Below are 7,096 nucleotides of genomic sequence, written 5' to 3' on the forward strand. Positions count from 1 at the left end.
TTTTTTTTTCTAAAACAAAAATTTTACCATGGGTGTTAGTCTTAGACTTGTCAAACTTTGGAGAAGTTGTTTCCAAAAAGGATGTTTGAATTCCTGCTTTGATAACCTTGCTATTGATAGCATAGCTCGTTGAGATAAGTTTCTTCAAACCCAAATCTTTAAAATTCTGTGCAAAATACTTAGTGAAGTTACTCCACTCCGGGTCATCACAAGGCAGAAGAACCGTCTTGCCACGAAATACATTTGGATTGTAATCGAGATAGGCTTCCATTTCGGTTTCTATATCATAAAACATGGTATAGAACTCGTCTTTCTTGGCAGCCTTAGCATTTGATAATGTACTATTTGCCATAATTATTGATAGTTGTTACGCACCCAACTATCAATCCGCTAAAACACAAAAAGGGCGTGATGCCTCTTATCGCGTTTAGCACGGGGCGGCGTAGGAATGGAGCCCCAGTCAATCCATAAGAATGCATCACGCCTATAGCGTGTTTGCATTGCTTAATCGGATTGACTGGAGGCTACATATATATACGAACCACCTATCACATATTATTTCCGTGCTTGTTATTCCAAATTGAGTTTCCTACGCTCTTGGCTAAACGCGAAATAATAGCGAATGCTTTTGTTTTTACCCACAATGTCTTGGGAACCATACTAATCCTAGAACGATACCCGATGCAAAGGTACAAGTTTTATTTTTAACAACAAAACTTTTAGCTAAAAATATTTCAAAAAGTTATATGAGGGACACAATTAGAAAGAAGAAGTTTATAAGAGAATCCTGCTGACTATGATGCCGACAGGATTCTACATTTTAAAGCATATTTTCTTCATGGTTACTTTTGATAGTTACTTTATCTTCTTGATGGTTACTTTTGTTGGTTACTCTATCGCCTTGATAGTTACTTTTGATGGTTACTTCTCCTAAAATACCACTTCCTCCATCCTCACCAACTTACCTGCTACAAACTGCATGATGATTTTATGGAGCGTTGTACCTTGACGTAGCACCTCGACCCTTGGAGCTGTGGCATATTGATTGATTTGTTCCTCAGCCTCTTGCCATTGGCATTCTGCGGTAGAATGCAATTGTAAAAATAATAATTATTTCTGAAATACGTGCGCTAATCTTAGATTATTATTGTAGAAAAGACGTTAAACCCATAGATTATGACTACATATCTCAGATTCTTCAATTATGATGAGGCCTTTAAATACTATTGCGGACTCATCGATAAAGTTCTCAATGTTTTCAAAGAAGAAAAGAACAAGGGCGGCTTTAAGGCTTTGCTGCAATTGTTGATGGTAATATAAAAACAACATGAAATGGATTATAAAGATGTCGCTAATTCTTTCATTACAAGACATTAAATCTCACAGGCTCCTCGCCTGTACGTAATTTGTTGTCTTCATAAAGCATCTTCTGCATCTTGTCAACCATGGCTTTCTTTGTGGCCTTGGCAGATTTCCAACGTCTAAGCGCCTCTTCTCTTGTTAATTTATTCATATCCAATCCTCCATTATTAAATTATGAGCATCCCAAATGTCCGCTCTTTCTAAATTTCATTCTACCAGATTAAGCATTTAAGAACTACTATCGGGAAGAATACGACTGCAAAGATACGGATTATTTTTGAAACTAAAGCATCTTTATCCTAATAAAATGCAGATTAATTTTATTTTAGCAACACGGCTGCAAAGAAACAGTATCTGGTAGAGTGTAGTGAGAAAATCGTGAGGGATAACCCCAAATCGTGATGGATAGCGTGAGGGATATTTCCGTTTTTGAAATATCTATCACGCTATTCAAGTATCTGTATATTAACATATTAAGATGTATGATACATGCAAATCGTGATGGATGATAGATGATTACATAAAATTTGTTCATATGAAGGCTGCGCTGGGTTACGAATATGGCTGCGCTGGGTTACGGATATGACTGCATCGGGTTACGGATATGACTGCATCGGGTTACGAATATGGCTGCATCGGGTTACAGATATTACTGCGTAAGCTAACGGAGACGTATCTGTAAGCTTATCGAGACGTCTGCATCAGCTAACTGAGACGTCTGAACTCGCTTACTGAACTACTTGAGTTACTCGACTGAACTACTTGAGTCACTACCCTTCCACTGGACTTACCGAACCCAGACTTGCTCTTTTGGTAAAGTGAGGGTGTGTCATAAGTTTATGATTCACCCTCTTGACTTTTCCTGATGCATAAAAAAAGCACGGAATATTAAACTCCGTGCTCTTTGAACACTAAATTTATTCTACATCTCTCAACATACCACTTCCTCCATCCTCACCAACTTACCTGCTACAAACTGCATGATGATTTTATGGAGCATTGTACCCTGACGCAGCGCCTCGACCCTTGGAGCTGCGGCATATCGCTTGATTTGTTCCTCAGCCTCTTGCCATTGTGCTTCTGCCTTAGAAAGTTTGCCATCCTCTGGCTTTGACTCGTAATCTTTCTTCGACAACACCTTCAGCTCCAGGATATAACTATGCTTCGTAGCATAATGAGTAAGATTTGGCAAAAGGAAAAAATCACAATAGCCATGGTTCAACTCTAGCTCCGGTGCGGTATAATAGTAATTGTTCAAATTCAGATATGCCATGAAGAAACCTTGAAGATTACGCTCCGACTCTATGCCGTCACGAACTGACGATACCTTGGAATAGGCATCTGCCATAAACTGTAATCCTTCACGCCACTTACCCTCGTACGCCATATCATAATAATAATCAGTAAGTTGGTTGGTATCTACGTATGACCTTTCCTCATACAAGTCCATCAAATAGCCATAGTACTGCTTACGGACATTATTGTTTGGAATACCCAATATCATCTTATCGCCACGAGTTCCCTTGATGGTCAACATACCATAAAAAAACAGCAGACTCGTAAATATCTGAGGGTCGGTCAACCTATAGGCAGAAAAGGTTTCTGTCAAAGGAGCCACAATCTGCCCCGTCTCGGCTATCGTGCGGATAACACCTTTGCGGTCGCCATCCAACTTATCCAACTGAAGAAGTTTCTTCATCTTGTTGTAGTCTGTCTTCGTGTTTGGATCTATCATCTGCTTTGGAGCTTCTCCCCTATCTATATAATTTCGGAGATAATAGATGACCATATCACTATTGAACACTTTACTCTGAGTATGCAGAGCATCCTCTGAGAAACAATAGTTATCATACCAAGGCTTCATCTCGTCTATCATTGCCTCGATGTCACTTGTTGCAGGAATACCCCCCATTTCCTTGTAATAAGCAAACATCTTGCGCACTTCCTCCAAAGAGAAGCCCAACATCTGATTGAACTCTGGCTTGGTGGAGATATGCCAGCCAATATTGAATCCACTCGTCACATCGTCCAAGGTAACAGGACTGACACCTGTGATGAAAATACGTTCAAACATACCCTTGAACTTCTTGAAGACATCACGGTAGAAGCCGTCGGCATGGGTGATTGCCCAATATACATTCTCGCCCTGCTCATTGAGCACGGTATTGGTGAAATTGTCATATTCATCGATGATCAGATAGAGAGGAATGCCCTTGGCTGCAGTCTCATCCTGAAGCAAAGCCAGTTTCTCCGTACCAGAATCTGACTTAAAGAATCTCTCCTTAAAATCTGCCAGATAAAACTCTTGGTAAACTCGCATGAAACCGTCCAATTTGACACGCAGATACATATTGAAGTTTTCCTCCAACTTTTCGATACCACCACCCACATACGAGAAATCAAGGTGAAGAATCTGATACTTTCCCTGCAAAGGAGTAGGATGCTTACCAACCCATAAATCACCGAAAAGAGTTTGGAATTTCTCTTTCTTGCTACAGTCGTAATAAGCATGGAGCATACTCAGGAATATGCTCTTACCAAACCGGCGTGGACGAATAAAGAAGATGTTGCTAGGTTGGTTTTCCAACAAAGGCAAATACATCGTCTTATCCACATAATATTGATTTTGTTCTATTACCGCCTCAAAGTCATTGATGCCGTAAGGCAAACGTTTCATATTCTGATTCATGATTGCTCCTTTTTATAATTTACCTTTGCAAAAATAAGAAATTTATCTGAATATGCCAAAGAATCTGTCTCCTTTTCTTTGTATTGCTAAAAATTATTGGTATTTTGGCTATATGAACTATATTACCTCCTAAAATTTGAATCTATCCGATATCTTCATTTTAGTGAACCAAACATACGCACGTAACAATCTTTTTCGTAAGCAGAACTGTATAAAAAAAGCACGGAATATTAAACTCCGTGCTCTTTTTTGCTTTTATATTTTATCTTGTCAAAACCTTCACCATACACACCGATAACGGCACTCTGACTGACGAAGGCATGAGGATCAATCTCGCCGATAAGACGGAAGATAGCAGGAGCCTGACGCTGCTTGGCTAACACGAAAAGCATCTTCACATCCTGACCGGAATAAAAACCGCTGGCATTCACCACCGTTACTCCCCTATCAGCATCTACATTGATGCGCTTGCCTATCTCCTCATACTTCTGTGAAATGATAAAGAACTGTACGCTTCGTCTTCTGCTGTTTACTACCTGGTCGATGCAGAATGCCTGAACGCAAAGAACTACATAACCATATAACACCTTCTCCCAATCGTGTACCACCAGATAGCTGGAACTGATGATGAAGATGTCGCATATCATAATCACTCTACCTAGAGAAATGTCGCGATACTTGTTGACGATGGCTGCGATGATATCCGTACCACCCGTACTTCCACCAACAGAGAAACCGAGTCCGATTCCGCAGCCACAGAAAACGGCACCCAGGAAAGCAGCCCATAAAGGTTGGTTTTCCAAAAGATGAACATCACCTAAACGGCTGGAGAAGAAAGAGGTCAGGATGGTTACCACTATTACGGCATAAACAGTCTTGACACAGAACTTTGCTCCTAAAATCTTGAACGCACATATTAATAAGGTGGCGTTGACGATAAAATACGGAATTTGCACAGGGCAACCGGTTGCCCAATAGATAATACTGGAGATACCAGGAAGTCCGCTTGCTGTTACATTGGTTGGCAAGAGGAACACGTTCCATCCTATAGCGTAGGATATCATACCTATCGCAATCAAAACATAGTCTTGTACAGACTTCCACAAGGGTCGAGGAGGAGTCATAATTAATTTATAATTTACAATTTATATTTTTTTAAAAGCTTTTGCCCTTACAGGGCGTTTTAAATGCAATTATATTTACCCAGGGTGTTGCCCTGGGCTAGGAGCTTCTGCCCTTACAGGGCGTGCTGACTATACTTTTCTGAGCGTGTGGGTTTTACCAGAATTTCTTCTGTTGCTCTGACCACTCAAATCCTTGGGTAGCCAATTTGGCTTCTAATGCCGCACGGTTCACATTAAAGTGATTACAAATCTCATCGAGTGTTTCAAACTCGTGGTCACGAAGCAGGAAGTTGATAGCGCTTACAAGCATCGGAACATCATTCATTGGTAACTTATCCATCCTTTTTATATTGATTAATTAATATTTATTATTGATTACTTGAGGCACCATGCCTCTTTCGGGGTGCAAAATTACTGCAAAATTCAGACAATACCAAAAAATCCCAGCAATCTTTTACCGATTGCTGGGATTTTTATAAATTATTGATGATTTACGCATTCACTGCCACTGAAATCCAGTCGAAGACGAATGAGCAAATACCAAATGCTACGATACCTACGGTGCAGATTGCAAGCGCCAACTTGGTTGAGCATGCGCTCTGGAAAGTAGGAAGCGGATTATCGCTGTGCTTGATGAACATTGCCTTCACGATGAGCAGATAGTAGTACAAGCTGATAACTGTATTTACCAACGCGATGAATACTACGCCGTATGCCCATGCTCCCAATGTGGTGTGGATATCGTGAGTTCCAACGGCTGCCATGAACACGAAGAACTTCGAGAACATACCAGCGAATGGAGGAATACCACCCAATGAGAACAATGCCAAAGTCATCAGGAACGCCAGACGTGGATTGGTCTTGTACAAACCATTGTAGCTGTCCATCTGAACAGTACCATTGTTGTGCTCCTCAATAGATGAGATGATGGTGAACACGCTCAGGTTGGCTACTACATAAATCAGTACATAGTAAGTCAAAGCACTCACGCTCATCGCTGAGTTACCTACCACAGCCAACATGATGTAACCTGCCTGAGAGATAGAAGAGAATGCCATGAAACGCTTCAGGTCGCTCTGACGGATGGCAAACAGGTTGGCGATAGTGATAGAAAGTACAATCACGATGTAAAGCAACACAGTCCAGTACTCTACCATTGGCTGGAACACCTTCATCAGGATAGCGCAGAGAGTGAACGCTGCAGCACCCTTAGATACTACTGACAGATAACCTGTAACAGTAGTTGGTGCACCCTGGTATGAATCGGCTGTCCAGAAGTGGAAAGGAACCAAGGAAATCTTGAAACCGAGACCACTGAAGAAGAATACCATACCGGCGATTGTCAATGGAGATGCAGAGATAACGTTTGCCATATCGTTGAAGTACAAAGTACCACAAGCTGCATAGAGCAGAGAGATACCGTAGATCATCACGCCACTAGAGAAAGTAGCAGTAAGGATGAACTTGGCACCTGCCTCAGCAGAATTGTGACGGTACTTATCGAATGCTACCAAGCAAGCCATTGGCACAGATGCCATTTCGAGGCCGAGGAAGAACAGGAGGAAGTGGTTGGCACTAACCATCATGTTCATACCGAGCAAGGTAGAGATAATCAGCATATAGAACTCACCCTCCTTGAAGGCTGTGTCCTCACGGCTCAACCACTCCTTAGCCTGTACCATCACGATGAGGGTACCCAGCGCCAGGATAGTCTTCAAGACACCGGCAGCAGGACTTGTGGTGTACATGCCGCCAAATGCCTCTGTGGCTTCTGTTGGGAAGATGTTGATGGCAATGTGAGCCACCATCAAGAGACATACCAGAGGATTGAACCACTTACGGTCTGCGCTCTTGGAACTGCAGAAGTCAGCAATGAAAGTGATCAACAGAACTACCATCAGGGTAGCTTCTGGAATCATAT

At 41.6% G+C, this 7,096-nt stretch carries 7 protein-coding genes; 1 reads left to right on the forward strand and 6 read right to left on the reverse strand.

The genetic code is table 11. From position 1 onward, the window contains the following. On the reverse strand, window positions 1-352 hold a 352-nt coding region (locus ACWJAO_RS12915; protein WP_449140550.1), incomplete at its 3' end, for an adenine-specific methyltransferase EcoRI family protein. A gap of 824 nt (window positions 353-1,176) precedes the next feature. Between ACWJAO_RS12915 and ACWJAO_RS12920 the strand changes: the two genes are divergently transcribed. Continuing rightward, window positions 1,177-1,320, forward strand: a complete 144-nt coding sequence (locus ACWJAO_RS12920; protein WP_287859600.1) for a hypothetical protein — start codon at window positions 1,177-1,179, stop codon at window positions 1,318-1,320. 43 nt (window positions 1,321-1,363) lie between these two features. Here ACWJAO_RS12920 and ACWJAO_RS12925 read toward each other — a convergent pair whose 3' ends face one another. From ACWJAO_RS12925 to ACWJAO_RS12945, 5 genes are all read right to left on the reverse strand, one after another. Then, the gene (locus ACWJAO_RS12925) at window positions 1,364-1,513 is read right to left on the reverse strand and encodes a protein tyrosine phosphatase (RefSeq protein ID WP_287859599.1); all 150 of its coding nucleotides are present in this window, start codon (window positions 1,511-1,513) and stop codon (window positions 1,364-1,366) included. Between the two features lie 780 nt (window positions 1,514-2,293). Continuing rightward, window positions 2,294-4,051, reverse strand: coding sequence for an ATP-binding protein (locus ACWJAO_RS12930; RefSeq protein ID WP_449140551.1), 1,758 nt, complete (start codon window positions 4,049-4,051; stop codon window positions 2,294-2,296). Window positions 4,052-4,281: 230 nt separating this feature from the next. Then, complete coding sequence (locus ACWJAO_RS12935; RefSeq protein WP_264899056.1) at window positions 4,282-5,175, reverse strand: YitT family protein; 894 nt, start codon at window positions 5,173-5,175, stop codon at window positions 4,282-4,284. A gap of 154 nt (window positions 5,176-5,329) precedes the next feature. Beyond that, on the reverse strand, window positions 5,330-5,515 hold the full coding sequence (locus ACWJAO_RS12940) for a DUF4250 domain-containing protein (protein WP_144153929.1): 186 nt from the start codon (window positions 5,513-5,515) through the stop codon (window positions 5,330-5,332). A gap of 151 nt (window positions 5,516-5,666) precedes the next feature. Continuing rightward, window positions 5,667-7,094 (reverse strand): NADH-quinone oxidoreductase subunit N, encoded by a 1,428-nt coding sequence (locus tag ACWJAO_RS12945; protein WP_449140552.1) that lies wholly within the window; start codon window positions 7,092-7,094, stop codon window positions 5,667-5,669. Between the last annotated feature and the right edge of the window lie 2 nt (window positions 7,095-7,096).

It is taken from the genome of Segatella sp. (assembly GCF_977051555.1).

What these genes read in the sequence shown, in the direction of transcription:
- ACWJAO_RS12920 (WP_287859600.1), top strand. Translation starts at nt 1,177, where the DNA reads ATGACTACATATCTCAGATTCTTCAATTATGATGAGGCCTTTAAATAC.
- ACWJAO_RS12925 (WP_287859599.1), bottom strand. Translation starts at nt 1,513, where the DNA reads ATGAATAAATTAACAAGAGAAGAGGCGCTTAGACGTTGGAAATCTGCC.
- ACWJAO_RS12930 (WP_449140551.1), bottom strand. Translation starts at nt 4,051, where the DNA reads ATGAATCAGAATATGAAACGTTTGCCTTACGGCATCAATGACTTTGAG.
- ACWJAO_RS12935 (WP_264899056.1), bottom strand. Translation starts at nt 5,175, where the DNA reads ATGACTCCTCCTCGACCCTTGTGGAAGTCTGTACAAGACTATGTTTTG.
- ACWJAO_RS12940 (WP_144153929.1), bottom strand. Translation starts at nt 5,515, where the DNA reads ATGGATAAGTTACCAATGAATGATGTTCCGATGCTTGTAAGCGCTATC.
- ACWJAO_RS12945 (WP_449140552.1), bottom strand. Translation starts at nt 7,094, where the DNA reads ATGATTCCAGAAGCTACCCTGATGGTAGTTCTGTTGATCACTTTCATT.